This is a genomic window from Nostoc sp. FACHB-892, assembly GCF_014698795.1.
GTDB lineage: Bacteria > Cyanobacteriota > Cyanobacteriia > Cyanobacteriales > Nostocaceae > Nostoc.
The window spans coordinates 211,459-237,864 of sequence record NZ_JACJTR010000008.1; the positions used below are offsets into that span (position 1 = coordinate 211,459).

The window sequence follows — 26,406 nt, forward strand, 5'->3', positions numbered from 1 at the left end:
CTTTGAAGTTCTGAGCAAAAAATAACTGAGGGGTGAAATAAATGATATTTGATTGGCTAATCGTCGGGGCGGGATATTCAGCCTGTGTAACGGCGGAACGGATTGCAACCCAGTTAGGACAGAGGGTGCTGATTGTAGAGCAGCGAGATCACATTGGTGGGAATGCTTATGATTACTACAACGAGCATGGTATTTTAGTTCATAAATACGGGCCTCACATCTTTCACACCAAGTCTAAGAAAGTCTGGGATTATCTCTCCCAATTTACAGAATGGAGACACTATTATCATCATGTACTAGGAGTTGTAGAAGGAAAGAAAGTTCCGATTCCTTTTAATCTGAATTCTCTTTATGCTCTTTTTCCTCCCCACTATGCACAAAAGCTAGAAAACTTACTTCTAGAAAACTTCGGTTTTGGGGTTAAAGTACCTATTTTAAAACTGCGTGAAAGTGCCAGTGGAGACTTAGCTTTTTTAGCTAATTATATTTATGAAAATGTCTTCCTTCGCTACACCATGAAGCAATGGGGAGTGAAACCAGAGGAACTTGATAAGGGAGTAACCGGAAGGGTTCCAGTTTACATCAGTCGAGATGACCGTTACTTTCAAGATCCTTACCAAGCTATGCCTAAGCTTGGCTACACCGAAATGTTTCGCCGAATGCTAGCTCATCCTAACATTAAGGTGCTTTTAAATACAGATTATCGAGAAATTATCAAAGACGTTAAGTTTAACCGGATACTCCATACTGGATCGATTGATACTTTCTTTGATTATATGTATGGCGAGTTGCCATATCGTAGTTTGCGCTTCCAGTTTGAGACTTTGGATCAAGAATTATACCAAGAAGTTGGTACAGTTAATTACCCCAACGATTACGATATCACCCGCATCACCGAACAAAAGTATTTATCGGGGCAAACTTCTCCTAAAACTACCTTAGTGATGGAATATCCCCAGGCTTATGTACCGGGGAAAAATGACCCTTATTATCCCATTCTCAATGAGGATAATCGCGATCGCTTAAATCTTTACCTCAAAGAGGCAGAAAAACTCAACGGTACAGTACTATTTGCCGGACGACTTGGAGATTACAAGTACTACGACATGGATCATGCAGTGCTGCGAGCATTAGGTTTGTTTGAAAAAGAGATTGCAAATTCAACATCTGAACCACAAGTTGTTCTTGCAAGATGAAAGAAATGCAGCGATATCTCTTTCCTAATATTTCTGTAGTTGTGAATTCTTTCTTGATAACAGTTCAACAAATAACTACTGTTCAAAATTGTATTTATGAAAACAACGCAATTATCATCATCTCCAAAAAAAGAGTTTTTGATTAATGTTCTCACTTCCCAAGGTGGTGGGGGGCATTACGCTATGTACAATGCACTACGCGCAGTTGTTGAGCAGCAACAACTACCTTGGCGTTTTAGTGTAACCGATATAGACGAAATAGCGGATGGTTTAGCAGAGCAAAAAAAGATAGTCAGTGCCTACAAACTATTTGGATTTTCTGGGCATGACTTGTATAACCTGATGCTGAAAAGCGGCTGGACATGGCTTTGGCCGTTAAAGATGCGCCTAAATAAACTACTTGTCAAACTAAATCACGATGTCGGTGTCAAAATATTTGAGGAATACTGGCGTGAGCAACAGCCAGATTTAGTAGTTTCCGTAGTCCCAATGTATAGCAAAGGGTTATGGGAAAGTGTACAAAAGGCAAAACCAGGAACCCCTGTAGTAACTATTATTGGAGATTATGCTGATTCTCCGCCTGCATTTTGGATAGAACCAGACACAGGAATTAATTTTGTCTGTGGAACTGAAAAAACAGTAGAACAAGCTCGTTCTATGGGAGTAAAAGAGGAACTAATTATTAAAACTTCGGGAACGATTGTTCATCCTCGCTTTTATGAACCCATTGTGTGCGATCGCCGTGCCCAAAGGCAACGTTTAGGTTTAGATCCAGACTGTCTCACCGGACTTGTGTTATTCGGTGCTAATGGTTCTAAAGTAATGTTAGAAATTGCCAAGCGTTTGGAGAGTTTTGGACAAAAACTACAACTCATCTTTATTTGCGGACGCAATGAAGAACTAGCCCAAGAACTACGCGAAAGCCAAGGTATTCAAAAGCGGTTTGTTACCAGTTTTACCAAAGAGATTCCTTACTATATGCATCTTTCAGATTTTTTAATCAATAAACCAGGTGCTTGTAGTATCAGTGAGGCTCTGGTTATGAAGCTGCCAATGATTACGGAACGTAACTTTTCTACTCTCATCCACGAACGCTACAACGCTGATTGGGTAGAACAGAAACAAGTGGGTCTAGTTGTCGATGATTTTCGTAATATCGATAAGGCAGCGAAGAAGTTTCTAGAGCCGGAAAATTTTGCTCGCTACCGTGCAAATATTGCTGCTGTAAACAATCAAGCGGTGTTTGAAATTTGCGAGAACTTGCAAAAGATTCTCGCTGATAGGTACAAAACAACAGAGACAGCATCACTTGAGTATAGGTAACAGCAGACATGAATCAAGCGCGTGTTAAAGCGATGACGCTGGCGGCAATGTGTTTCGCCCTCTTCATGTCTAATACCGACGATACCTCCTTGAATGTAGCACTTCCCAGTATTCAGGCTAGTTTTGGTTCTCATGTATCAGGGTTGCAATGGATTATTAATGCCAATACCCTACCTGCGGTTAGTTTAGCGTTACCGAGTGGTGCGTTAGGAGATAATTTTGGGCGTAAGCGAGTCTTTCTGACAGCATTGGTAATCTATACTTTCGCCTCTATAGTTTGTGGTTTTGCTCCTAGTTTAGGTATTTTGATTAGTGGGCGATTTCTTCAAGGAATTGGTGCTGCTGCTTTAGTCCCGACTTCTTTATCTATCCTCGGAGATACATTCCCTGATCCGAAGGAGAAAGCTAAAGCTATTGGTATTTGGTCTGCGGTATCAGGAATTGCCCTCATTACTGGCCCTGCCCTTGGCGGAGTATTTGTAGATATTTGGGGATGGCAGAGTATATTCTTTTTTAATGTACCAGTCGGCGCGATCGCCTTTGTGTTGACTTGCAGTGTTGTTAGAGAAAGTAAAAATTTAACGCAGCAGCGTCTTGATGTACCTGGTTTGCTATTGAGTATAATTTTTTTGGCTTCGCTCACCTACGCCATAATTGAGAGCAACAACCTAGTATGGCACTCGCCGCTGATTGTCTTGCTGTTGGCTATTGCCGGGTTCAGCCTTATAGCATTTTTGATTGTGGAATCCCGCAGTAGCCACCCAATGCTGCCACTACAGTTGTTTAAAAATCAAACCTTTGCTGTAGTCAATTTTGTTTCGGTTTTAGTATTCTTTACTTTTTTGAGCTTGCTGTTCATCTTCAGCTTATTTTTACAACAAGTGCAAGGCTATTCAGCAACAATGGCGGGTTTGTGCTTTGTGCCGTTGAATGGAGCTTTTGTCATCGCATCGCTGGCTTCGGGATGGTTGACTGCTCGGTTTGGGTGGCGCTATGTGATCGCGGCAGGATTGACTATGGGGAGCGTAACTACTCTGTCGTTCATCCGAGCCAATGCAGATACAGAGTATGTAACAGTTATGTGGAACCTCGTTTTATGTGGCTTTGGTAGTGGCTTGGCAGTCTCGCCTCTAGCAGCAGCAGCTATAAGTTCTGCACCTCTAACCAAGGGAGGGATTGCTTCAGCGATACTTAATAGCAGTAATCTGCTCGGTGGTATTTTGGGAATTGCTTTAATCGGAACCATTCTTGCCCAACAGTTAACTTCAGATTTGGTGCGATCGCTTTCTGCCTGGGGTGTACCTGAAAATATCCAAAAAACGTTGATTGCTGATGCTTTGCACGGTGGAGTTAATATTCCTAACGACCTTCCCGCCAACATTTCTGAGCTTGCTGTGCGTCAAGCGATTAGTAACGGGTTTGTCTCAGGTCTACACACAGCTGTACTCATAGCTAGTCTTGCCCTACTAATTGGAGCATTTTTAATTCTGGCGTTTGTTCAGCAAACTTTAAAACCAGCTGTCAATGATTCCCTGCTTTCTGTAAGTGAACCTCAAAGTGATAAAGGGATTTACAAGAGGTACTAATAGATCCATTAGCAAACATCTAAATTCTTGAAAGAAAGGAATAAAAAAATGAGTGATTTTAAACTGAACGTCTCCTTATATACACCTGGTGGCGACATAATTGTAGGTGGTTTTTCAAATTATGAAGCCCTTTTCGGTCGCGGGGGAAATGATGCTTTCTATGGTGAAGCTTCTGGTTCCAGCACCAGTCCAAAAGAAAATATTGATTTTTGGTTTGGCGATGTCTTTGATAACTCGCCCCAAGAGTATGAAATTATCCTGAATATTCAGCAAGGTAATCCATTACTGATCTTAGACAGAGATATCCCATCAGTGGGAGCAGACAAATTTATTCTTGGAGATGAATCTCAGCCTTACTATACAAATAGCGGTACTCCAGATGCCTTATTGACGACTAACTTTCTCGGTTTGAACGAGTACGTCGTCATCTATGATTTTAACTCCACTAATGATCTCATTCGCCTCAACGGTACAGCCGAAGACTATCGATTAGTAGAAGTTAATGGATTAAAGGTTGAAGGAGTCGAACAACTCTTTTATGGCAAGGCTATATTTTCAGTACAACAGGGATTACCAGATTTGGTTGCTTATGTAATTTCCAAACCAGAAGTGGAGTTAGATTTAAAGGGAGAATATTTCGATTTTATCGGTAAAAAGCCAGCAAAGAAACCAGAATCCAAAAAGATTGCTCAGTTAGGCACTACAGGTATTGACTTTAGTACTGCTGCTGATACAGACGCTGCTGGAAATGTTTACATTACAGGATATACTACAGGGCCAATAGCAGGAACTAATCAGGGTTCTACAGATATTTGGGTAGCTAAGTATGACAACGTTGGTAACCAATTGTGGATCAAACAATTTGGCTCTTCCAATTCAGATCAGGCTTATTCTGTGGTTACAGACAAAGAAGGTAACTTTTATTTAGCAGGAGACACAGGCGGTAGCTTGTTTTCAGCCAAGCAATCAACTGAACTTGATATTTGGGTGGCTAAATATGATAGCAATGGCAACCAATTGTGGGGTAAGCAGTTTGGCCTTGATGTAACAGATGGTTATTCTAATAGCTCCTTTGGTCTGGATGTAGATTCTTCGGGTGATGTCTATTTATCGGGCTTATCAATTAAAGAAAATACCAGAAGAGACATCTTAGATTTTTCGATTCAGGATGATTCTTGGATCACTAAATTCGATAATCAGGGCAACCAGCAGTGGTTTACACAGCTAGGAAAAGATACACCAATAGGGAATTTTCTTTTTGATGAAACTTATGATGTGACTGTTGACAAAGATGGCAACAGTTACGCTACCGGATGGACTCAAGGTTTAGTTCGAGAATCAGACCCATCAAGAGATTTATTGAAGTACGATGCTTGGCTAACGAAGGTCAAGCCCAACGGTGAGGTAGAGTGGGTTAAACAATTTGGCAGTCAAAATGAAGGTGTTGAGGTGGGCTGGGCTGTTGACACCGACAGCAAAGGCAATATCTACGCTACAGGATGGACTTCTGGCAATATAGGCACAGATCCCACAAAGGTTAAAACAATAGAGAATAGCGATATTTGGCTGACTAAATTTCGTCCCGATGGCACTCAAGAGTGGACTAAACAGTTCGGCACAACTGGTAATGATGGCACTTACTTAGGTGACATCGAGATTGATGCCAAAGACAACATCTTTATCACCGGAAATTCTATCCCGAAGGCAGACACAAAAACTGCTAAACAAACAACTAATGCCTTTATCGCCAAATTCGACACGAGTGGCACAAATCAGTGGTTTCAGGAGCTTGGCAGCAAAACAAAAGTTACTTACGCTTCAGGTGTGACTGCTGACGATACTGGCAAGCTGTTTGTGACAGGATTTACTGATGCGTATTTAGGGTCTACCTCTACTGGGAGTAATGGTACATCTGTGGACGCTTGGCTAGCTATTGTTGATGCAGAAAAGGGAGATGTGAAAAAATTTGATGGGCTGGCTAAGGATGTCCTCGGCACTACCAATCCTGGCTCAATTTCCACTCTTGATATCAGTAGTAATATTGTGGTTAACGAGCTATTGCCCAATGGTGATAATATTATTAACCCGGACGCGGGGCTGGATAGAAACTATGATCCATTTAGCTATGGGCAATTTACTTCTGAGCTTGGCGACATATTCAGTCCTACTACCCAAAACTCTTTTGCTTCAGTCTTGTCTGCGGGAGTTAATAGTGGTAATGCTCCCTTCCTCAGTAACGATGATTTGAACTTTTTGAAAGGTTAAATTTGGAGACGCAAGTAGCATCAGACATTTGTTCAGCTAACTTTTAACCGAACCGCCAATAATTCCTCTCTTCCCCTCTTAAAGAAAGAGACTAGGGCGACTTCATTATCATCAGAGAAAATATAGAACCCTGATTCAACTGAAAAGCCATGAGTTTGAGCGTAGACGCTCGAACTCATGGTTTTTTTTGCTTCTTTCTCGAATATCAGACAAGTCTTCAATTCCTACTGCTACATTATTTTTTAGTGCATCCTGAATGATCTGTTTGCTTATATTGTGGTTCAGCCATTGTTGAAAGCGTCTTTCTTTGGCAGACAACCAGTAAACATTCAGGTCTAAAATTTAACAAGCAAGGACGGGCGAGACTGATAATCATTAAACTCAGCCAGTAATACTTCTGCAAAAAAATCAATCACAGACCTGCCTTGATGACGACACGGCAATTGCTTCAAGTCGGCAAAGCCGCTCAACACGCTGCCTTAAGTTTGCACCACCGTCAACAAATTGGCAATGTCTCTAAACCTATCGCGTTAAGTGTGAGTCTCCTTCTCCGTAAGAGTATGCGTTCTTTACGCTTGCTTGCAACAAGCCACTTTGCGTCTACGTTTTTCTTTCTTATACTTCAGTCCTAACATGGTTTAACGGATCTTCATACAGGATTGGTATAACTACTTAGAAAAATAAATAGTAAAGTGCGAGTTTGATGGAAAGCCCTTTATTTTTTGCTTTTTGCTTTTGTCTGAGTCTTCTAGCAGGTATTTGCTGTCCGATAACATATCATAAAATGTTTTACTTTTACATAGGAAATTATCTAGGTTTTTTATAAAGTTTTGATGAACTATTGATAATGCCTTGACAGACTAAGTATGAATTTACAATACTACTAACAACTGCTTCGTTCGTAGAAAAACGCTGATTTAAGCCTGTACACTTTTGAAAAATTTTTCCTTTAAGTTAATTATTTCATTTATCTGCGATTACACTTTCTTTGAAAAGGGAGCATCAATTTAAAGTTTTTGCTTTTGCAATAAATAAAGCATATTTTACTAAGACATGAGGCTCTAATGTTTCTTTGGCATAGTGGACTTGTGCCAGGATTTAATTAAATCTTCAGCGTTGCATATTCGCAGGATAACTTAGCTTAGGGCAGACAAAGCATTATAGTACTGCACGTACTATAAGATAGCTTCACCATGTTTATTTGAGCATAGATATTGACTGCATAGGAACATCTCTTTGAGGAATATTACTTTATGAATTAATGATTGTTCTAGGTTCTCAATCCCTGTACTTTATCATACTCTATCTGCACCTAGTCAAATAATTTACTAGAAATTTCCTGATTTATACAAACAGAAAAAGAGAAAATAGGTAAATTTTTGAAGCGTCTTTACACGAACTAATGGAAATTAGTAGCAAATCTATGATTTCCGTTTTTAGAAAATTCAAATCTTTGAAACAAAGGACTTAACAAAGTGGATGATTTTCAACTTAAAGTTGCATTATATACACCGGCTAGCGATATTCTTTTAGGAGGATTTACAAATTCTGAAGCCCTTTTCGGTCGTGCAGGGAATGATACTATTTACAGTGACATTCCTGATATAAGCAAGAATCAAAAACAAAATATTGATTTTTTGTTTGGTGATCTATTTGATAACTCACCAGAAGAATACGGAGTTATTCTTGATATTCAGCAAGGTAATCCATTATCCATCCTAGATAAAAATATCCCATCAGTAGGAGCAGACACATTTGTTCTTGGAGATGAATATCAGCCTTACTATTCAAATAGTGGTACTCCAGATGCCCTACTTACCACAAATTTTCTTGGTTTAAACGAGTTCGCTGTCATTTATGATTTTAGCTCCGTTCAAGATACCATCCGCCTCAACGGTACAGCAGAAGATTATCGATTGGTAGAAGTTAATGGATTAAAGGTTGAAGGAGTCGAACAACTTTTTTATGGCAAGGCGATCTTTTCGGTACAACAAGGATTGCCTGACCTGGTTGCTTATGTGATTTCAAAACCAGAAGTAGATTTAAGTTTAACAGATAAATATTTTCAGTTTGTCGGTGAAAAACCAGCAAAAAAAGCAGCGCAAAAAAAGATTGGGCAATTAGGGACTACTGGTATCGATGTTGGTCTTAGTACTGCTACAGATCCTTCGGGCAATGTCTATGTAACAGGCTCAACTACCGGGCCTTTAGAAGGAACTGCTAATGGCTCTACAGATGTCTGGGTAATCAAATATGACAACAAAGGCAACAAGCTGTGGGGTAAGCAGTTTGGCACTTCCAATTCTGACCAAGCTTATTCCGTTGTCACAGACAAGGACGGTAACTTTTACTTGGGGGGAGACACGGGAGGTAGCTTGTTTTCATCCAAGCAATCAGACGAGCTTGATGTTTGGGTGGCTAAATATGACACCAATGGCAACCAGTTGTGGGGTAAGCAGTTTGGAACTAATGTGACCGATGGTTTTTCCAATAGCTCCTTTGGTCTAGATGTAGATCAAGCAAACAATGTCTACTTATCAGGATTATCAATTAAGGAAAATAAAAATCTAGAGATATTCAATTTTGCTGTTCAAGATGATTCTTGGATAACTAAACTTGATACCAATGGTAATCAAGAGTGGTTTACGCAGCTTGGGAAGTCTACGCCGCTTGGGAATTTTGTTTTTGACGAAACTTACGATGTTACCGTCGATAAGGATGGTAACTCCTACGCCGCAGGCTGGACTCAAGGCCTAATAAAAGAGTCCAATCCATCTCAAACTCTTTTGAAGTATGATGCCTGGCTGACAAAGGTAAATCCTACTGGTCAGGTGGAATGGGTTCAACAATTTGGAAGTAAAAATGAGGGTCTTGAAGTTGCGTGGGCTATTGACACCGACAGTAAGGGTAATATCTACGCTACAGGATGGACTAACGGCGATTTAGGTACAAAGGATAAGAAGGGTAGCAAAATCGGGTCTTACGATGTTTGGCTCACCAAATTTAGCCCAGATGGGACTCAGCAGTGGATTAAACAGTTTGGCTCTAAAGACGATGATGGCACTTACTTAGCTGACATGGTGATTGATTCACAAGACAACATCTTCGTGACAGGATATTCTAACGGTAAGTTAGGAAAAGGTACCAAAGATACGGCTTATAATGCCTTTGTAGCAAAGTTCGACACCAATGGCGCAAATGACTGGATTCAACAGTTTGGCAGCAAGTCGAGGCTTGACTATGCCACAGGTCTGACTGCTGACGATACTGGTAAGCTGTTCGTTACAGGATTTACTGATGGCTTGTTGGGAACTAATAATACTGGGGTTAAAGCTTCGGGTGTAGATGCCTGGGTAGCTGAACTTAATGCAAATAACGGAAAATTGCAAAAATATACTGGCGATTCAAAGGATATTATCAGCATTGCCGATCCTGGTCCAATCTCCACCATTGATATTAGTAATGATTTTCTGATTAACGAAGAATTGCCTAGTGGTGATAATATTATTAACCCGGCTGAGGGAATCGATACGAACATCACTCCATTCAGCTATGGACAATTCACTTCTAACCTGGGTAATATATTTAACCCTGATGAGCCAAACTCTTTTGCTTCAGTCTTGTCTGGGGGAGTTTCTAGCGGCAATGCCTCTTTCCTCAAGAATGATGATTTGAACTTTTTGAAAGGTTAAATTTAGGAGCGCAAGAAGAGTTGAAACCTATGCGGGCAATACTTGTGTGTACACCGTAGCTAGAAATTGAGGGGAAAGATAGTAGGGCAACTTCAATAATGGAAAACCATGTAGCATTATTGCCGATGGGTTGAATCTGGATTTGCTCCTGATCGCTCCAGGCTAACAAATGCGATCGCTGGGTCAAATCTTAAGGGGGAGCAGGGGGGAGAGGAGAATTACCAAACAATAACCCTCTTCCCTCCCCCGGTTTTGCGTTGAAAGGTGTACTTGGCGTAATCACCAACTTCTTTAAGAAACTTAAACATTAGTAAACTAATTTCAGCTCAACAAAACTATTAATCAGGACGATAATAGCTGCTGTTAGCATCAACATTGTTCAAAAGGAATGCTCATTTTTAAATATAATTGTGAGCTAGGATACAAAATTTTAGCAAGAATATATAAACTGGGCTAACCTCCTTTTATAACTTTAGTAAGAATAAAACTAGATAAAACTTGCTTGAAATAGTTCGCACATCATTATTCAAAGCTTAAATTTCTTGATCTCTACCAATAGCCAGTTCTTTCTTGCTATGCTTCAACTGTTTCCAAAGCACCCTTATTTGCTGGTAAGCTTCTTCTGGAGAAAGTTTTCCGCCTGTTTCTAGGCAAGTGATGTAACTAATTTTTTGGGCAAATTCTTGGAGGTTGGCATTAAATGCTAAAGTCTCTGGCTGGAATTTACCATAGTATCGGCTACGAGGGTAAAGAAAGCTATCTTTGTCTTGCGAGTTGTTTTGTGTCATTAGTTTGTTGCTCACAATTTTTATTAAAAGTTTTAAACTTGATTTTTCTACGTGTAATTACAGATTATAAAATCCAAATTCCAGAAGAAGTTAATATTATAATTAGAAATATACTTATACGGCTACTGTAAGAAGATAGAAATAACTCATCCAGTTCATAAAAAGTTAACTGTCTAAGCTTCTTACTTAATAATGATCGCGTATGCTTTTCTTGCTTTGGCTACTGCGCTTTTTGATTCACCTGTAACAAAATTTCTAAACTTACAACGCGTCTGGTAAAATACAGCAGATCGCTTGCTTTAAAACTGCTTTTTCTCCCACTCCAGAAAGGAGAACACTAACGGGTTCGTTGGCTGGTGGTGTAATAGCGGGTACGAACACAGATGCGATCGCGAACTCGGTTATACCATGTCCGCATTCCTTAGTTACAATTCTCACAGTCATTGCACCCCACCCCCAACCCCTCCCCGCAAGCGAGGAGGGGATTTGTGAAGCTCAAAACACAATAATCGCCCACATACTAACTCCCAACCCGATCGCTGCTAGGTGTTGCCAAAGGAGCGATCGCAGTGGTTGCTTTGCAATTTTCTGCGTTAATAATATAGTCAGTAACACTGAGAAAATTATCGTTGCACCTTGCAAAAAGGCAATGACAGCCGGGTGAGCAACCAATATTGGCAACTGTTCATCACTCAAACCAAGAGTAGCAAAGGTTACAGGTAAAATCCGCCCACCTTCGCCTAAGCCCAAACGCAGATAGTGAGCCAAGTTTCCCCCTAACACCAATGGTAGGTAGCCATAGGCAAGTTCTACAAATGTGCGAGACTTACGGTTAAAGTTGAACAGTTGTAGTAAGCCATAAGCCGCAAAGATAAAAATCGCTGGCATAATTAACACTAGCAGCGATAATCCCAAATGCTGCCAAAACTGAGTTAAATCCAGTTCTAGCCCCAACCAAGATTGCAATTCTGGCAAGCGATGCAGATATATCCCACCCAATAGCAAAAACAATAATGCTACTTCATAGGTGCGGGGTACATGAGTTGTCCACAGTTCAATCCCAGGGGGACGCAAGTTGAATTCGACGGAACGATGGGGACAGGCTTTAAGGCAAGTCATGCACAGTACGCAATCTCTATTATCTTCTAACTGCGCTGGGTGCGAGTATAAAGGACATCCATTAGTTTCCATCCCTTCGCCCTTTTGCGGTCCACCTTTATAACACTGATAGGTGGTGCAACTGGCAGAACAAATCCCTTGCTGGGCGCGGAGTTCCGTCATTGAGAGTTTGGCAAATAAACCATTCATCCCGCCGATGGGACAAAGATATCTACACCAAAATCGCCGCTCAAAAATCGCAGAGAAAATCATCGCTCCAGCAGTAATTAACAGTAGCAAACAAGCGCTCAGGTAGGCAGTATTTTCTAAATGCCAAAGTTCTTCCCATAAGAAAATTAGGGAGAACAAACCAAACATGAACCATCCGCCCCATTTTTCAGCTTGCTGTCTAGGCCAGCGCTTGAGTTGTCGAGGCCACAGCCAGAGAGATAACTTTTGGGTAATTTCCCCGTAAATCATGAAAGGACAAACAGAACACCAGATACGACCCAAAAAGGGAAAGAGAAATAGGAAGAAAGGCCACCACCAAGCCCAAAATAGATTTAATACGAAATTGCGATCGCGGGTTTGCGGTCCAATAAATAAGACTGCAACTATAATCGCAAAAGCCGTTGCAGTAAAACCATAGTTAATGCGATCAGGCCACCAGGGACTACGCAAAAATCGCCGCAAACGAGGATAGGCATTTAACAGATTCACCCGAAATCGTTTTTTCTTCGTTTCGGCTGGCCAGAAAATTTCTTCTGTTAATTCATTAGCACCCTCCGCTTGCACAATCGCTCTTTCTACGAGATTTTTTAATTCCTTGAGATTGCCAGGAAAATCATAAGACTGGAGACGACGTAAAGCTTCTGGGGTGATGTGCGGTTTAGGAATGCCTCTAGCCCGAATGTAAAGACTAGTATAATATTCTACCTGTGCCTGAATATCAGCTTTCCGCACCCGTAGCGGTGGGACTTTAATAATGTGACCGATACAACGTTCAATTGTCGGCTGAGTTTTTTCTGAAACAATCAAAATTCTGGCTTTACTGGGACGAGGTTCAGTTGCTGCTTCTCCAGAACGGCTAACGGGGGTATATGTGCCAGTTTTGAGCAACTGTGTCACGGGAGGTAATAATTCTTCGGGCAATTCTTGGATGTTGTTGAGAACTAAAGTACCTTCTCCCAACCATTCCAACAATCCTGGTTTACCGCCGGCGCGACCGAATAAATCTGCACCGCTAGTTTGCAGAATACCGCAATTTACTTTAATAATTGGTTCTCGTCGTTTTGGAGAACCAAAGTGGATGAGGGCTGCTATATTATCTTTTTCTAACCCTGGTTCTCCAAAAATATCCACTGATTTGCGGTCAGCAGCCGATAAACGAATTTGCTCACGTAGCCTTATGGCATAGCGACTTGTACCGACAATTCCGCGTTGCGCTTTGGTGACTAAATATGGTCGCAAAGCTACAGAACGTTCTTGTTCATAGCCAAGTGCAGATGTTGCCTGAGCTAATTCTTGAGCCAATTGGCGAGAAAAAGCCTGAGCAATTTCGGGGTATTGAGTGGCTAATTCACGAAATTTATCACCGGGTACAACCCACAAATTACATTCAGTTACTGTAGTAATTGTGAATGGAGTTAATTCATCCAACAGCAATTCTTTGAGTTCAATCACTGCACCGGGGAGAAATCCACAAGCAAAGGCTGGGTTAGTTTTATTGGTGCTATTGCTTTCGAGTTGACCTTTTTGGAGAATATAAAGGGCTTCTGGACGAGTGCCTTCCCTAACTAAATCAGTTTTGGCACTCACTACTTGTTCTTCAATTACTTGAGCGATCGCATTTAACACCTCATGTGAAAGAATTCCTAGAGTACTGCGTTCTTGTAGCCATGTAACCATTTCTGGAGATGTCATATTAATTTCTCCGTATAGGCTGCTGTATAAAACGAATTATCCCTTGAAAACTAGGTCAAAATATCTGTATCTAGCGGTCGATGCGTAACAATACAGAATTGGTGTCAGTGAAGTTATGAGTAGTTATAGAAAAAGAGGCAAGGGAGCAAAGAGAAAAGAGGAGAATGCTTTCCCCTTCCTCTTAGTTAAATGTCTGGTTCTTGCAGCCATCGGGCGACCATACCCGCCAAAACTCCACCCAAAATTGGAAACACAATGAAAATCCAAAGGTCAGCCAATGCCCAATCACGAGTAAAGACAGCTGTGGCTAGCGATCGCACAGGATTAACACTAGCATTTGTCACCGGAATCAGGATCAGGTGCGCCAAGGTAAGCCCTAAACCTATGGGTATGGGTGCAGACACTTTGAAAACGGGAGAAGATGTGACGCTTAAGATCAACAGCACAAATCCACAGGTAACAATCAATTCGGCTAATGCACAAGCCCACCAGCTATAGTTACCAGGGGAGTGAATTCCCACCCCATTAGAACCAAAGTTGGCTGTTGTAAACCCAGGCTTGCCCATGCAAATCAAAAATAGGATAGTAGTTCCCCAAATTCCGCCGAGAACTTGACTTCCTATATATGGCAAAACGTCTCGGAAAGAAAATTGCTTGGCTACCCAAAAACCAATTGTGACGGCCGGGTTGATGTGACATCCACTGATCGACCCAAAAGTATAGGCAGCAGTCAACAAACTTAAGCCAAAAGCGATCGCCACCCCAGTAACTCCAACCCAAGGTACTGTACCAGAAATAACCGCAGTACCCACGCCCATTAGAACCAACCAAGCTGTACCTAGAGCTTCTGCAAAACATCGTTTGGCTAACGAGTAACGATTCATGAGAAATGCTATAACTGGCTAGACGTAATTGATACTTGTATACATTAGCCGAATAACACTAAGATAAATACTCGCTTCTTGATTATTAAGTATAAAACGTAACGATATACTGTTGGTTGCCTGATTGACAAACTTGAGCAGAAATTAAATTTATCCATATTGAAAACTGCTGTAACTTGTCACGACTCATGTGCAGCTATTGCATATTAATATTGGGGAATAGATCGGGAGAAATTATGGCACTATATCTAGACTCAGCGATCGCATCTGAAGCTGAAGTTGTTAAGCTTTGGGGATGGGTGAAAGGCATTACAACCAATCCCACGCTGTTGTCTCAAAGCGATACGCCACCAGAAACCACACTCAAAAAATTGGTTGCCTTGACAAATGGCCCCTTATACTATCAACTCGTGGCAGCTGATAAAGCCGGGATGCTAGCTGAAGGTAGAAAAGCTTTCGAGATTATTGGTTCACAAACAATTTTGAAGATTCCGGCAACACCGTTAGGTTTTGAAGTGGTGGCGAGTCTATCACCAGAAATTACCTGTTCGGTGACAGCAATTTACAGTGCAGCACAGGCAGCAGTAGCACGGGAAGCGGGAGCTAAAATTGCCATAGCTTATGTAAATCGTGCGACGAGGTTGTTAGGTGATGGTATTGCTTTGGTGCGAGATATGGCTAGCGTACTCAAAGGCAGTGATACGGAAATCTTGGCAGCTAGTATCAAATCTCCCGAAGAAGCAGCTGCATCATTGCAAGCCGGGGCGGATCATTTGACTTTACCATTGGCAATGTTGCAAGCGATCGCTACTCACGAATTCTCACAGAAAACTGTTGAAGAATTCGCTAAAGGAGGCATCGGTTTAAGATAATTCGTAATTGGTAATTAAATATGAGTTTGTCAGATGTCCCTAATCTTTGGGTTCCCTTGGCACTTTTAGGTTTAATTATTGTCGCTGCTGTATTTTTCAGCCGCAGCAGCTGATATTTAACTCTTACAGTGAAGATGGAGGTTCAGTTCTATGTTTGCTGTTGTCACACCCGATACAATCCATTTACCTCCAGGCGCAGTAGTACGCCTACCCGGAAGTTGGCAAGACTATCAAGCACTGAATGAACAACTAGGCGTAGGCGTAGCCCGTCGTAGACATCGCTCTTCTCCTCGCATTAAGTATCGAGATGGAGAAATTCTTTTGATGGCACCGCTACCAGAACATGGGCGTAAAGTAAGTGTAATTGCAGATGTAGTCAAAGTTTTACTTTATCATCTGGGACGAGAATACGAAGCATTTACCCCAATCACAATGGAACTGCCACAAAAAAGTGGTATAGAACCAAACTACTGTTTTTATATTGATAACTGGCAAGCGATTGCAGGGAAAAACCGCATTAATTGGGGTGTTGATCCATCACCCGATTTAGTGGTGGAGATAGACATCACCAGCTACACCGATGTCAATGACTACCTGCCTTATCGAGTACCAGAAGTTTGGTTGTTCAGGAAAAACCAGCTTGTGATTTACAGATTGCAAGGCGATGTCTACACTGTTGAAACCAGTAGCCGCTATTTCCCTAACATTAATGTGTCAGAGGTAGTTACAGAGTCTTTAAAAATTGCCTACGAGCGTAATACTAGCGCTGCTATTCGGGAATTGCGCCAGAAATTGGCAAGTGAGAATTAAATATTGTGCGATCGCTTTCAGGAGGTGATTGTCGAATGGAAAGAGTAGAACAGTATCGCCAAAGCATACGCCAAATATTAATGTCTCACGCTACTTTTGAGAGTGGTAATTCAGATATTGAGTCTCAGCTTGTCTTTGATACAGAACATGACCACTACCAGCTTTTAGAAGTTGGCTGGGAGGGACTTAAACGAGTTTACAACTGTATCATCCATTTGGATATTAAAGATGGAAAGATTTGGATTCAGCGCAATATGACTGATGTAGATATTGCGCGAGAATTAGTAGAAATTGGCGTGCCGAAAGAAAATATTATTCTGGGTTTACATCCGCCGTATAAGCGTCCGTATACAGGGTATGGAGTAGCTTAAAGGAAAGCAACGATAGCATATCAAGGATCACCGCGCAGACAATTTTCATCAACGACCACTACTTGGTACGATAAAGTGCAGAGTGTCACAACTTACTTTCAAGTAAATAAAAAGGAATGCGTAAATGGGTAAAGGGAGGTTAGAAGCATTCAGTGATGGGGTGATTGCCATTATCATCACCATTATGGTGCTGGAAATCAAAGTGCCGCATGGGTTTGATTTAGCTGCGCTGCGTCCCCTGATTCCAGTATTTCTCAGCTATGTGCTGAGTTTTATCTTTCTCGGCATCTACTGGAACAATCACCATCATCTCTTACAAGCAGTCCGACACGTTAATGGGCATATCCTTTGGGCTAATCTGCATTTGCTATTTTGGTTGTCGCTAATCCCCTTCGTCACTGGCTGGATGGGTGAGAATAGCTTTGCTGCTATGCCAGTAGCACTTTATGGCACGGTATTGTTGTTGTCTGCGATCGCTTACTTCATCCTTACCCGCACCCTAATTTCTCATCATGGCAGCGATTCGACATTAGCGATCGCAGTGGGTCGAGATTTCAAAGGAAAAATATCGATGGTGTTGTATGCAGTGGCAATTCCACTTGCCTTTGTGAACTCATGGCTTGCCTGTATACTATACGTTCTGGTTGCAGTTATGTGGCTCATCCCCGACCGTCGCATTGAGAATACTCTTACTCTTTAAACGAATTACGAATTACTTACAAGTGCAATACCTAAATACAAAAAATATCAGAAATGCAAAACCAGTCGCAGCATAAAATACGCTATTAATTCCGCCAAAACCAAAGGCATAGCCCATTAACAACGGCCCTAATGTTTGTCCTAATCCATAGAATGTTCCGTTTACGGATATAATCGTTGCTAAATATTCTTTTGGTGCTAAATCTGCTAAAAGTGTTTGGATAGTAGGAAAACCAATACCAAGCCCAATACCAAAAATTGTACTAGGGATTAATAGTAACCAGATGTTTGACACAAAGGGAACTATTAACATAGCTAAAGCATAAAAAACATAAGATGCACTAATTAAACTTGTGCCACTAAATCTTCTACCTAATCTACCTAATTGGGATGCTGTGATAGTAATTGCTACAGAAACACTAGAAAGTAGCAATCCAATAATCGTAGGCGGCGCTTTAAAAGTATCGTTAATTAACTGTGGTAAATAGGTAACGTAAGCGCCATAAAGAAACACAAAATTAGCCGCACTGGCAATAAAAAGTCCAAATAGCTGACGATTTTTTAGAACTTTGACGGCATTACTTAAATACTGTTGAAGGTTGCGATCGCCTTTTGGTTCTGGATTTTTGAGTGCAAACAAAACTAGTAACCCAAGAGGAATCGCTAATATTGGCAGCATGAAGGGATAATACCAGCCTGCTGTTGCTAATGCACCACCAATTATTGGATAACTTGATGTGCCGACGCTGCTAATACTTGCATTGTAACCCATTGCAGCAATTCGTCTGTCTCCTGTGTATAAATCGCCAATTAAGGTGATACTCAGAGAAAGCAAAGAAGCAGCACCAATTCCTTGCAGCAAACGCAACCATAGCAATAAATTAAAATCACGAGCAAAGGCGCAGGCTGTACCAGCTATGCCAAATAAAAACAGTGAAGGAATAATAATTCTCTTTCTGCCCCATCTATCGGCAAGAATACCAATAATTGGCCCTAAAATCAGAGATGGGAATGTAAATGCTGTAATCAATAAACCTAAATTTTTCGGGTTGATATTTAAGTCTTTGGCTAACTTGGGAAAAGCCGGAGTCACGCTAGAAACTCCAATAACAGCAATCAATGCAACTGCACAAATAATCTGAAAATTTAGCTCTAGATAAATTGGCCTCTGTCGTTGAAATTGGCTGTTATCTTCTGGTGAATTCATGATTTTACTTTGGTGTATAAATAATCAAGAACGCGAAGCATCTCTTAAGAGGCTTCGCGTTTATGTGCAAAAAAGAGTGCCTAATTGATTGTCGTCTTAAGCTGCAACTTTTTCCTCAAATGGTTTAAAGGTTTTTTTGTTAGCACCGCAAATCGGACATTCCCAGTCATCGGGAATTTCTTCAAAAGGTGTACCAGGTGCAATTCCCGAATCAGGATCGCCAGCAACCGGATCGTAAATCATGCTGCATTTTTTGCAAATCCATTTCCGAGTTTTGGCATCTTCACCTGCAACTCTGGTTGCTGTTTGTCCTCCATTTAATACTTCTAAGGCTTCAGCGTAGCGATCGGCGTGGTAATTTTCGATAAATTTTAACAACCCAAAACGGTGTGCTGCTTCCCGAAATGTGTCGGCATGATCGCTAGATTCTTTAGCTTGTTTAAGAAATTCTTCAGCCGCAGAATTGTCGCGTTGGCTCTGCCCGCCGTAGGCATCGCGTTGAGCATCTGCGGCAAATTCTGGATACATTGTGGTATATTCGTAAGTCTCCCCCTCAATTGCCAAAGATAAACAGCGAGATACAATTTCCCGTTTTTGTTCATCACTTAAAGCAGCCGAATCTTCTACCACAAGTTCTGGATGCAGCAATTTAAAATGTGCAAAAGCGTGTTCGGTTTCTTGGTCTGCTGTTTCTTTAAAAAGTTTCGCCAAGTCTGTAAACCCGAGTTGACGCGCCACATCTGCAAAAAACAGATACTTGCGATTTGCCATCGATTCACCACCGAAAGCAGCTTCTAAGTTTTGAAGTGTAGTAAAGTTGGACAAATCCATAATTTTTGGATGCCTGCAAAGTGATGTTTATCATGAAAATACAGACTCTACAACCGGATAGATGAACCATTCTTTGTACAATTTTAGAAACGTTTTATACAAAGTTGATTGGCTCATATTTAGTAACCCGTTTTGTGAGCTGCTCTTGGACAATTATAAAACTGAAAACTTTTGCATCTGACAAATTTTATTCTGAATATACACTTGAGGTTTCTAGCAAAAAGGATGACTGATGACTGATAACCGTTAACCGTCAACAGTTAACGGTCGTAAAGAGTGTTTATACAATTTAGGCACGCATCAGCTGACTAACTTAAATTCTAATTAATCAGTAGGTTCGGTGAAAACAACCTCGTAGAGATGAAACTCGTTTTCAGCTAGACCTTGCCAATATTCAGCTAAGGGTGCATACTTTGGATCTTTGAGGAGTTCCTCGAAATCTGCAAAACTACGCCATTGACCATAGTTGACATTGTGTACGCCATCCAGGGAACGGTGAAAATTTCCAGATATAAGTCCTGGATTTTGTAATCCAAGTGGTAGGTATTCCCTCTCCAACTCCACCAAGCGTTGCTGATTTTCTGGCTTTACCCGGAATTCTGCAAGGTGAATCAAACCACCTTTGGTAATTTTAAGTGTGGCATCATCTGGCAGGGAAACGACGACTTCGTAGACATGGGACTCGTGGATCTGAAACTGAAAAACCTTTGCTCCTAGCTTTTGGATTTCGGAATTGTTTACAAATGCTTGGTAGTCTTCCTGAGTTTTCCACTGGGCATAGTTCATCACCCGCACGCCATCTATACTTTTGTGAATGCTGGATGAGATAAACCCAGGCTGCTGTTTTACCACTGTTGTGAGAAATTCCACAATGTTATCTATCAATTCCTGCTGACGTTCAGGTTCGACTGCAAAGATAACTATGACTGTAATTACATCGTTGTTCTTGGCTATAATAGGCATTTTGTAGACCTCTTAAAAGAATTTTATTTTGGATTTAGAGATGATTCTAAAAATGGGTAATCAGTGTATCCTGTTGCATCAGGAGCATAAAATGTCTTTGGATCTGGGGTGTTCAAATGTGTGTTAAGTTCTAAGCGTTTTGGTAAGTCAGGATTTGCAAGAAATAACTTGCCAAAGGAAACTAAATCTGCATTGTTGCTGGTCAGAATACTATCTCCTGTTGGGCGATCATAGCCACCATTGGTAACCAAAGTACCTTGGAATATTTTGCGGAAGTAAGGTGTTACGGGGTTCATAACTTCGCGGGTTGCTAAATCGACTTCATTCGGTTCCATCAGGTGAAGATAAGCAAGTCCAAAGGGGTTAAGAGCGTTGATGGCATAACTAAAAGTTTCTTGAGGGTTGGAGTCATGCATCCCGTAGAAAGTATTACTTGGTGAAAGTTTGATCCCAACACGGTTTGCACCCCAAACGCTAGCGACTGCTTCCACAACTTCTAAGAGGAATCGGCTGCGCTTTTCTATTGAACCGCCATACTCATCTGTGCGCTGGTTCGAGCCATCTTGGAGGAATTGATCGATTAAATAGCCAAATGCACCGTGAAGTTCAATCCCATCAAAACCAGCCGCCAAGGCATTTTCTGCACCTCTACGGAATTGCTCGACAATCTCGGAAATTTCTTGGGTTTCTAAAGCACGAGGAGTTTCCAACGATACTTTACCTATGGGTGTATGGAGTGAGCCAACTCCAGCGATCGCACTAGGAGCAACTGGTAACTCTCCATCTAATAAAGCCGAGTGAGAAACTCTCCCAGAATGCCAAAGTTGCAAAAAAATTCTGCCCCCTTGTTCATGTACTGCATTAGTTGTCAACTGCCATCCTGCCACTTGTTCTTCTGAGTAAATTCCTGGGCAGTTGATGTATCCTAAGCTTAGAGGTGAAACCATTGTACATTCAGTAACAACCAGCCCAGCACTGGCCCGTTGGGCGTAGTAAGTTGCCATCAGCGAGTTTGGGATGCTTGCAATTGCCCGCAAACGCGTCATCGGTGCCATTACGATCCGGTTTGGTAAGGTGTAAGGGCCAAGCTGAACTGGTGTAAAAAGATTTATATTGGAATTCATGGCTGAAATCTCATTAGTAGATTAACGGCGTTATACATTACTGGCTGAGGTTTTGAAACGGGGAATATTGGTTTTATGAGGAAAGCTTCAATCGCCTCATGCGATTCCACCGTTTACACGGATGTTTTGCCCAGTGATCCATCTGGCTTCGTCGCTAGCGAGGAACGCTACTACATCGGCAATTTCTTGCACATCTCCTAGTTTGCCAAAAGCAGCCATTTGGGCTAAACGATCTATCTGTTCTTGTGTTTTGCCTTCTCGAAACATTTCTGTATCGGTGGGGCCAGGAGAAATAACATTAACTGCGATCGCTTTTGAACCCAATTCTTTAGCTAGTACCCGTGTGATTTGTTCAACAGCACCCTTGGTTCCGACATAGGCACTATAAGTTGGCAGCATCATCGCCGTAGTTGATGAAGAAAAGTTGATAATCCGCCCCCCTTCTGCCATGTGTTGCGCGGCTTGTTGACAAGTAAAATAAGTGCCTTTGACGTTAATGGCAAAAATCGCATCGAAATCTTCTTCACTTACCTGACTAATTGGTTTATAGAGGGCGATTCCGGCATTGTTGATCAAAATATCGACTTTACCAAAACGCTCAAGTGTTTGCTCAAATAACCGTTGAATGTCGGGTACTTTGCTAACATCAGCTTGTACAGCGATCGCTTCTACTTCCAACTTTTCTATTTCTGCAACAACTTCCTGTGCTTTGCCTGCATTACCCGCATAGTTAACGACAATAGATGCGCCGTTACCAGCTAATTTTAGTGCGATCGCTCGTCCAATTCCCCGCGATGCACCAGTAATAATTGCAACTTTTCCGGCTATTGATGCCATAAATTAATCTGGTTTTATTTTGGTGAACCAAAGTCATTATCTGCTGTTAAGATACTGTATCAAGGTTAAATTTAGCGATCGCTGGTAAAATGCCAACTTCATGCAAGCGAAAATCCCGCCAGCGACTTCAAGTAATTGCCAGGCGGGAGAAATAGAAATATTTTGCAATATCTGAGGATAAGTACGCTCTCTTCACGGCAGATTAAAGTTTGACGCAGCTTGGCGAATCTTGTTGAATATGTTCAACCAAAAGCTGATCTAATTTATCAAATCTGCGTAGATTACATTATTTTAAGAAGAGATTTTCTCGACTTCCGCCAAATTGAAGATTTGATGGACTTAGCGGGCAGGTTGGACTAGGTAAGAGTGTTCCATTTAAAGTAAAAGTAGTTCCATTGGAATTCATCCCACTACCACTTATCCCTGGAGCTGAAACAAAATCTCCTATTACTTGACCGTTAAGTGCGATACTTACTAATGCTGAAGGGGGGGTGACTGCTCTCCAAGTTGCCTGATTGTTACCATTAGAAGTAGTATAAGTAGCGTTTTGCCCAAGAAAGCGTAAGGTACCATTGCTGTTAAATTGAAAACAAGCAGTAAAATTATCTCCTAGACTCGAATTAACGCTGACAGTGTAGCTTTTGCCCTCCACTCCAGCTTGTACTGGCGCAGCAAACAACATTATTTGCCCAAGTAAACAAGTTAAAAATAAACCACATTTAGATTGAATCATTCGCACTGACATAATTGGTTGCCTGTTTTACGTAATTAAGTAATTGCTTGCCTTTGCCCATTGGTGACAGCTTAAGCTAATACCAATTTAATGTGAAGTTGCATATATCTTGATCCCCCTAAATCCCCTTTCAAAAGGGGGACTTTGAGAGATTTTTCTGATTACCCCCTTATTAAGGGGAGCCAGCGCGGTCTTGGGGTCTCCCCAAGTGGAGCGACTGGCGTGGGCTAGAGGGGATCAAATTCTATGCAGCCTCATAAAAAATTGGTATAAGGTTATTAACCATTTGTTAATAAATAATGGCGCTTAAAATTTACTCATAACCGAGGTTGGAAACACAAATTTTCAGCCTACGATGTCTACGGACCCTATTTAAAAGCATCGCTCGTTTTTATCTTTTCTTTAAAGCTTAATTAAATACTCGATAACATGAATATTTATAGCCTAATTACGATTTACAAAACGAATTATATCATTATAAATACTTTTTTTGAGAGAGAAGAATAAGCGTCAAAGCGAAGTTTATTCCACATAAAGATGTGGAGCGGCTACTCTACGAGTTCTCCAACGTAGTACCCGTAGGGCACCAAAACTGCTATAGTTAACGCTCTTGAGTAGGTATTGGTACAAGACAAGATTGACAACTTATCCTCCACTCCCTTTAATTAATATTCTGGAACGATCGCAACACCATCCCTAAGATTAAGCAATCCTGAGATAATAACTTTATCTTCTGGCTGTAACCCTTCAATAACTTGATAATGATTATCTTTGATCTCGCCTAGCTTCACTCGCTTTTGCCGAGCTACTTGTTGGGATACACCTTGGGGAGATGTTTCTGTTTCAACAACATAAACAAAAGTGTCTCCCCCTATACGAGTCATTGCAGTTGTGGGGATTAAAATTCCGGGGCGCTGATTCCAGAATACTCTAGCCCTTACCAATTGATCTGCACGTAACTGACCGTTAGGGTTATCAAAAAGTGCTTTTATCAGTATTCCTTGTGTTTCATTACTAGCACTAGGTGCAATAAAAAATACTCTACTTCTACCTAGTTTTTGACCTTGTGCGTTCATAACTTCCACTGGCATTCCCTTACGCAATTGGGGCCCTTGCTGTAATGGCACAGAAATATTGACTTCTAAAGGTCGATTTTGCGTGATATTAACTAATGGTGTGGAAGTGTTAACTAAATCACCTACTTTCACAGCAATGTTGCCAACAGTGCCACTAAAGGGAGCGATCATTTTGTCAGACTGGAGATTCCCTTGTTGTGGAATATTTACATTAGCTTGTTGCAAAGTTTGTTCAGCCTGCAATATGTTGGCTCGTTGTGCTTGAATCCTGGAATCAATTGCATCAAGATTAGTTTTAGCATTGGCAAGCCGATCAGCAAACTGATTGCGAGTCTGTCGAGATACGGCTCCTTCTTCAGCTAGGGTAACAAACTTTTCGTAGTTCTGCTGGTACAATTGCACATTGGCAACAAAGGATGGTCGTTGTGCTTCTAGAGATTTGAGTATGGCGCGGGCATTTTCCAGTTGCACTAAAAATCCTTGAGGTATAGCATTGCTTCTACTAACACCTGCTTGTGAGATAGGATCTACTTGGAGAATTGCCGCTCCTGCTGCGACTCGATCTCCCGATTTGACAAATATCTGGGTAACTTGGCCCTGAATCCTCGGCTGGAGCGTGACTGAGCGCTGGGACTTGAGGCTAGCAATAAAATCTGAACTTTCCTCAATAATACCGCTTTGTACTGTTGATATTTTGACTCTTACCCCTTGAAGTTGAGCATTAGCAGTTGAAGGTGCTGAATTTTGTGGAGTCAACAAACGCCAAACTAAAACTGCTCCGCCCCCTAACAATAGTAATGCAGCTAAAACCCAAAGCCACCGCCGTTTTCCAGAAGGTGGCTCAAATGGTGTTTGTGGAGCTTTGTCTCCAAAATCAGTTTGAGGCTCAGGGGATGTCATGGCTTATGAGGAATTTAAGGAACAAATTAACTAGAATTAAATCAATATTTCATCTGTTGATATGAAAATTACTGATTTAGCATGAGGTTTTGTTGCAAATTATATGTTATCCCATCCAAATATATAATTTTGATGATTCCACCTAAATCTACCGAAAGGTCAATTCCTGCAAGATAATATAGGAATCTGCTCTGGCAAAATAACTTGTATTACCAACATCTTGCCATCCATAGAGAAAATGACGATATTTGTAACCAACAGCTTAACGTTGTTTATTAATATCACGATATTTGTAACTAACAGCTTGACGTTGCTTATTAACATTACGTCATTCATAGAAAACATCACGACGTTTGTGACCAACGGCTTGATGTTTCTTATTAACATTCCGCATTTTATAAAGAACATTACGATATTTGTCACAAATATAAAAATATTTGTAGATAACATTAAGACTGTGGTTAGTCAAAAAAGAGGAAAAGGAGCAGGGGACAGGGGGACAAGGGGACAAGGTGACTTTTGAGAACTCTTGCAACAAGTCTTTCCCCTTATCCCCAATTCTCCTTGTCCCCAAGTCCTCTTCCCAATGCCCCCTGCCCTTCAGTGAGACACAAATTCAGAATAATTACTTAATTTTTTACAAAATCTTCTCAGAAAAAACATGATTTTCTGCGAATTTTGCTGAACCATAATCCAGCCTTTTGAAGACAGAATAATACTACAACACTTTACAAGAAAAAAATTATGCCTCGTCAGAAGCGTGCATCTCGCGTTTTAGAAAAAGCTCAGTTAAGATTGTCTGGACTAAAAGCTATCGATCCACAAATAGATTTTGGGGATGCTAAAAACTTAAACAATCTCACACAACAAATTGACCAGTTACGTACTAAAATTGATAGTTATAACACTGCACTATCTGTGATTGATGCTTCCAAAACTGATATTGAACAGCTAGAAAAAAGCTTGGGCAGTTTGTGTGAAATGATGCTCTTGGCGGTAGCAGCAAAATACGGTAAAGACAGCAGTCAATATGAAATGGCTGGTGGTGTTCGCAAGAGCAATCGCATTCGCAAAAGCACAGTTACTCGTTTAAAATCTCTTGCATAAGCAGTCAATTTTTTTAACGTAGATGCAAAGCGGCTTTGCCAACGCGCACCATCTCGTAGAGAGAAAGCATAGTAGCGATGTCTACGACGGGCTGCGCCTACGCACTCATAGATAGCACTTT

The 26,406-nt window shown here is 41.2% G+C and carries 21 protein-coding genes and 1 pseudogene; 10 read left to right on the forward strand and 12 right to left on the reverse strand.

Annotated elements, in window-relative coordinates:
• Positions 1-41 precede the first annotated feature (41 nt).
• The 4 genes from glf (at position 42) to H6G96_RS13680 (ending at position 6,370) form a co-directional block, all read left to right on the forward strand.
• Positions 42-1,196 carry a UDP-galactopyranose mutase gene (gene glf / locus H6G96_RS13665; RefSeq protein WP_190911952.1) on the forward strand — a complete coding sequence of 385 codons (1,155 nt, stop codon included), beginning with the start codon at positions 42-44 and terminating at the stop codon, positions 1,194-1,196.
• A 96-nt stretch (positions 1,197-1,292) separates the two neighbouring features.
• Positions 1,293-2,519, forward strand: a complete 1,227-nt coding sequence (locus H6G96_RS13670; RefSeq protein ID WP_190911953.1) for a glycosyltransferase — start codon at positions 1,293-1,295, stop codon at positions 2,517-2,519.
• 8 nt (positions 2,520-2,527) lie between these two features.
• Positions 2,528-4,105 carry an MFS transporter gene (locus H6G96_RS13675; RefSeq protein WP_190911954.1) on the forward strand — a complete coding sequence of 526 codons (1,578 nt, stop codon included), beginning with the start codon at positions 2,528-2,530 and terminating at the stop codon, positions 4,103-4,105.
• Positions 4,106-4,153: 48 nt separating this feature from the next.
• A complete protein-coding gene (locus H6G96_RS13680) occupies positions 4,154-6,370 on the forward strand; it encodes an SBBP repeat-containing protein (RefSeq protein WP_190911955.1) in 2,217 nt (738 codons plus the stop codon).
• Between the two features lie 335 nt (positions 6,371-6,705).
• Here the strand turns inward: H6G96_RS13680 and H6G96_RS41365 are convergent.
• A pseudogene (locus H6G96_RS41365) lies at positions 6,706-6,894 on the reverse strand (hypothetical protein); the annotation flags it as partial.
• Positions 6,895-7,845: 951 nt separating this feature from the next.
• Here H6G96_RS41365 and H6G96_RS13690 point away from each other — a divergent pair.
• Positions 7,846-10,062 (forward strand): SBBP repeat-containing protein, encoded by a 2,217-nt coding sequence (locus H6G96_RS13690; protein WP_190911957.1) that lies wholly within the window; start codon positions 7,846-7,848, stop codon positions 10,060-10,062.
• 533 nt (positions 10,063-10,595) lie between these two features.
• Here the strand turns inward: H6G96_RS13690 and H6G96_RS13695 are convergent.
• The 4 genes from H6G96_RS13695 to aqpZ all read right to left on the reverse strand — a co-directional run bounded on the left by H6G96_RS13695 (position 10,596) and on the right by aqpZ (position 14,755).
• Entirely contained in the window at positions 10,596-10,850 is a 255-nt protein-coding gene (locus H6G96_RS13695; RefSeq protein ID WP_190911958.1) for a hypothetical protein, read from the reverse strand.
• A gap of 261 nt (positions 10,851-11,111) precedes the next feature.
• On the reverse strand, positions 11,112-11,294 hold the full coding sequence (locus tag H6G96_RS13700) for a hypothetical protein (protein WP_190911959.1): 183 nt from the start codon (positions 11,292-11,294) through the stop codon (positions 11,112-11,114).
• 51 nt (positions 11,295-11,345) lie between these two features.
• Entirely contained in the window at positions 11,346-13,871 is a 2,526-nt protein-coding gene (locus H6G96_RS13705) for a sigma 54-interacting transcriptional regulator (protein ID WP_190911960.1), read from the reverse strand.
• 185 nt (positions 13,872-14,056) lie between these two features.
• Complete coding sequence (gene aqpZ / locus H6G96_RS13710) at positions 14,057-14,755, reverse strand: aquaporin Z (RefSeq protein WP_190911961.1); 699 nt, start codon at positions 14,753-14,755, stop codon at positions 14,057-14,059.
• A gap of 236 nt (positions 14,756-14,991) precedes the next feature.
• Here aqpZ and H6G96_RS13715 point away from each other — a divergent pair, with 236 nt between their 5' ends.
• The 4 genes from H6G96_RS13715 (at position 14,992) to H6G96_RS13730 (ending at position 17,508) form a co-directional block, all read left to right on the forward strand.
• On the forward strand, positions 14,992-15,627 hold the full coding sequence (locus tag H6G96_RS13715) for a transaldolase family protein (RefSeq protein WP_190911962.1): 636 nt from the start codon (positions 14,992-14,994) through the stop codon (positions 15,625-15,627).
• Positions 15,628-15,777: 150 nt separating this feature from the next.
• Positions 15,778-16,437: a Uma2 family endonuclease gene (locus H6G96_RS13720; protein WP_190911963.1), complete on the forward strand. Its 660-nt coding sequence runs from the start codon at positions 15,778-15,780 to the stop codon at positions 16,435-16,437.
• Between the two features lie 35 nt (positions 16,438-16,472).
• The gene (locus H6G96_RS13725; RefSeq protein ID WP_190911964.1) at positions 16,473-16,808 is read left to right on the forward strand and encodes a XisI protein; all 336 of its coding nucleotides are present in this window, start codon (positions 16,473-16,475) and stop codon (positions 16,806-16,808) included.
• A gap of 124 nt (positions 16,809-16,932) precedes the next feature.
• Positions 16,933-17,508 carry a TMEM175 family protein gene (locus H6G96_RS13730; protein ID WP_190911965.1) on the forward strand — a complete coding sequence of 192 codons (576 nt, stop codon included), beginning with the start codon at positions 16,933-16,935 and terminating at the stop codon, positions 17,506-17,508.
• Positions 17,509-17,520: 12 nt separating this feature from the next.
• Here the strand turns inward: H6G96_RS13730 and H6G96_RS13735 are convergent, their stop codons facing one another.
• The 7 genes from H6G96_RS13735 to H6G96_RS13765 form a co-directional block, all read right to left on the reverse strand.
• Positions 17,521-18,714 (reverse strand): MFS transporter, encoded by a 1,194-nt coding sequence (locus H6G96_RS13735; RefSeq protein ID WP_190911966.1) that lies wholly within the window; start codon positions 18,712-18,714, stop codon positions 17,521-17,523.
• Positions 18,715-18,810: 96 nt separating this feature from the next.
• Positions 18,811-19,545, reverse strand: a complete 735-nt coding sequence (locus H6G96_RS13740; protein WP_190911967.1) for a rubrerythrin family protein — start codon at positions 19,543-19,545, stop codon at positions 18,811-18,813.
• Between the two features lie 324 nt (positions 19,546-19,869).
• A complete protein-coding gene (locus H6G96_RS13745) occupies positions 19,870-20,508 on the reverse strand; it encodes an antibiotic biosynthesis monooxygenase (RefSeq protein WP_190911968.1) in 639 nt (212 codons plus the stop codon).
• A 23-nt stretch (positions 20,509-20,531) separates the two neighbouring features.
• A complete protein-coding gene (locus H6G96_RS13750) occupies positions 20,532-21,632 on the reverse strand; it encodes an alkene reductase (RefSeq protein ID WP_190911969.1) in 1,101 nt (366 codons plus the stop codon).
• 96 nt (positions 21,633-21,728) lie between these two features.
• A complete protein-coding gene (locus H6G96_RS13755) occupies positions 21,729-22,469 on the reverse strand; it encodes an SDR family oxidoreductase (RefSeq protein WP_190911970.1) in 741 nt (246 codons plus the stop codon).
• 286 nt (positions 22,470-22,755) lie between these two features.
• Positions 22,756-23,214 carry a hypothetical protein gene (locus tag H6G96_RS13760; RefSeq protein WP_190911971.1) on the reverse strand — a complete coding sequence of 153 codons (459 nt, stop codon included), beginning with the start codon at positions 23,212-23,214 and terminating at the stop codon, positions 22,756-22,758.
• A gap of 653 nt (positions 23,215-23,867) precedes the next feature.
• Positions 23,868-25,178 carry an efflux RND transporter periplasmic adaptor subunit gene (locus H6G96_RS13765; protein WP_190911972.1) on the reverse strand — a complete coding sequence of 437 codons (1,311 nt, stop codon included), beginning with the start codon at positions 25,176-25,178 and terminating at the stop codon, positions 23,868-23,870.
• Between the two features lie 744 nt (positions 25,179-25,922).
• On the opposite strand from H6G96_RS13765, the gene H6G96_RS13770 reads away from it, so the two are divergent.
• Positions 25,923-26,285 carry a hypothetical protein gene (locus H6G96_RS13770; RefSeq protein WP_190911973.1) on the forward strand — a complete coding sequence of 121 codons (363 nt, stop codon included), beginning with the start codon at positions 25,923-25,925 and terminating at the stop codon, positions 26,283-26,285.
• The last annotated feature ends 121 nt before the right edge of the window (positions 26,286-26,406 follow it).

What these genes read in the sequence shown, in the direction of transcription:
- glf (WP_190911952.1), top strand. Translation starts at nt 42, where the DNA reads ATGATATTTGATTGGCTAATCGTCGGGGCGGGATATTCAGCCTGTGTA.
- H6G96_RS13670 (WP_190911953.1), top strand. Translation starts at nt 1,293, where the DNA reads ATGAAAACAACGCAATTATCATCATCTCCAAAAAAAGAGTTTTTGATT.
- H6G96_RS13675 (WP_190911954.1), top strand. Translation starts at nt 2,528, where the DNA reads ATGAATCAAGCGCGTGTTAAAGCGATGACGCTGGCGGCAATGTGTTTC.
- H6G96_RS13680 (WP_190911955.1), top strand. Translation starts at nt 4,154, where the DNA reads ATGAGTGATTTTAAACTGAACGTCTCCTTATATACACCTGGTGGCGAC.
- H6G96_RS13695 (WP_190911958.1), bottom strand. Translation starts at nt 10,850, where the DNA reads ATGACACAAAACAACTCGCAAGACAAAGATAGCTTTCTTTACCCTCGT.
- H6G96_RS13700 (WP_190911959.1), bottom strand. Translation starts at nt 11,294, where the DNA reads ATGACTGTGAGAATTGTAACTAAGGAATGCGGACATGGTATAACCGAG.
- H6G96_RS13705 (WP_190911960.1), bottom strand. Translation starts at nt 13,871, where the DNA reads ATGACATCTCCAGAAATGGTTACATGGCTACAAGAACGCAGTACTCTA.
- aqpZ (WP_190911961.1), bottom strand. Translation starts at nt 14,755, where the DNA reads ATGAATCGTTACTCGTTAGCCAAACGATGTTTTGCAGAAGCTCTAGGT.
- H6G96_RS13715 (WP_190911962.1), top strand. Translation starts at nt 14,992, where the DNA reads ATGGCACTATATCTAGACTCAGCGATCGCATCTGAAGCTGAAGTTGTT.
- H6G96_RS13720 (WP_190911963.1), top strand. Translation starts at nt 15,778, where the DNA reads ATGTTTGCTGTTGTCACACCCGATACAATCCATTTACCTCCAGGCGCA.
- H6G96_RS13725 (WP_190911964.1), top strand. Translation starts at nt 16,473, where the DNA reads ATGGAAAGAGTAGAACAGTATCGCCAAAGCATACGCCAAATATTAATG.
- H6G96_RS13730 (WP_190911965.1), top strand. Translation starts at nt 16,933, where the DNA reads ATGGGTAAAGGGAGGTTAGAAGCATTCAGTGATGGGGTGATTGCCATT.
- H6G96_RS13735 (WP_190911966.1), bottom strand. Translation starts at nt 18,714, where the DNA reads ATGAATTCACCAGAAGATAACAGCCAATTTCAACGACAGAGGCCAATT.
- H6G96_RS13740 (WP_190911967.1), bottom strand. Translation starts at nt 19,545, where the DNA reads ATGGATTTGTCCAACTTTACTACACTTCAAAACTTAGAAGCTGCTTTC.
- H6G96_RS13745 (WP_190911968.1), bottom strand. Translation starts at nt 20,508, where the DNA reads ATGCCTATTATAGCCAAGAACAACGATGTAATTACAGTCATAGTTATC.
- H6G96_RS13750 (WP_190911969.1), bottom strand. Translation starts at nt 21,632, where the DNA reads ATGAATTCCAATATAAATCTTTTTACACCAGTTCAGCTTGGCCCTTAC.
- H6G96_RS13755 (WP_190911970.1), bottom strand. Translation starts at nt 22,469, where the DNA reads ATGGCATCAATAGCCGGAAAAGTTGCAATTATTACTGGTGCATCGCGG.
- H6G96_RS13760 (WP_190911971.1), bottom strand. Translation starts at nt 23,214, where the DNA reads ATGTCAGTGCGAATGATTCAATCTAAATGTGGTTTATTTTTAACTTGT.
- H6G96_RS13765 (WP_190911972.1), bottom strand. Translation starts at nt 25,178, where the DNA reads ATGACATCCCCTGAGCCTCAAACTGATTTTGGAGACAAAGCTCCACAA.
- H6G96_RS13770 (WP_190911973.1), top strand. Translation starts at nt 25,923, where the DNA reads ATGCCTCGTCAGAAGCGTGCATCTCGCGTTTTAGAAAAAGCTCAGTTA.